At 47.4% G+C, this 1,055-nt stretch carries 1 protein-coding gene; it reads left to right on the plus strand.

Annotation, left to right across the window (positions count from 1 at the left end; genetic code table 11):
• The coding region (tuf, locus tag AB4263_RS23935; protein ID WP_137001546.1) for an elongation factor Tu at positions 1–1,055 on the plus strand (1,055 nt) is incomplete at both ends.

Raw genomic sequence — 1,055 nt, forward strand, 5'->3', positions numbered from 1 at the left:
GGTGTTGCTAAAGATTTCGCATCTATCGATAACGCTCCAGAAGAGCGTGAGCGCGGTATCACAATCGCAACTTCTCACGTTGAGTACGACACTCCAGCACGTCACTACGCACACGTAGACTGTCCAGGACACGCGGATTATGTTAAAAACATGATCACTGGTGCTGCACAAATGGACGGCGGTATCCTAGTTGTTGCTGCGACTGACGGCCCTATGCCTCAAACTCGTGAGCACATCCTACTCGGTCGTCAAGTTGGTATCCCTTACATCATCGTATTCATGAACAAATGTGACATGGTAGATGACGAAGAGCTACTTGAGCTAGTTGAGATGGAAGTTCGTGAACTTCTTTCTGAATACGACTTCCCAGGTGATGACCTACCAGTTATCCAAGGTTCTGCACTTGGCGCACTAAACGGCGAGAAGCAGTGGGAAGACAAGATCGTTGAGCTTGCAGAAGCACTAGATTCTTACATTCCTGAGCCAGAGCGTGCAGTTGACCAACCGTTCCTACTACCAATTGAAGATGTATTCTCAATTCAAGGTCGTGGTACTGTTGTAACTGGTCGTATCGAGCGCGGTATCCTACGTGTAGGTGACGAAGTAGAAATCGTTGGTATCAAAGAGACTACTCTTACTACTTGTACTGGTGTTGAAATGTTCCGTAAACTGCTTGACGAAGGTCGTGCAGGTGAGAACGTTGGTGCACTTCTACGTGGTACTAAGCGTGATGACGTTGAACGTGGTCAAGTACTTTCTGCGAAAGGTTCTATCAACCCACACACTAAGTTTGAGTCTGAAGTATACGTACTTTCTAAAGACGAAGGCGGCCGTCACACTCCTTTCTTCAAAGGTTACCGTCCACAGTTCTACTTCCGTACAACTGACGTAACAGGCGACATCACTCTACCAGAAGGCGTAGAAATGGTAATGCCAGGTGACAACGTTCAAATGACTGTTGAGCTAATCGCTCCAATCGCAATGGACGAAGGTCTACGTTTCGCAATCCGCGAAGGTGGCCGTACAGTTGGTGCTGGTGTTGTAGCTAAAATCTT

The organism is Vibrio sp. 10N.261.55.C5, from assembly GCF_041470505.1.
Taxonomy (GTDB): domain Bacteria; phylum Pseudomonadota; class Gammaproteobacteria; order Enterobacterales; family Vibrionaceae; genus Vibrio; species Vibrio crassostreae_C.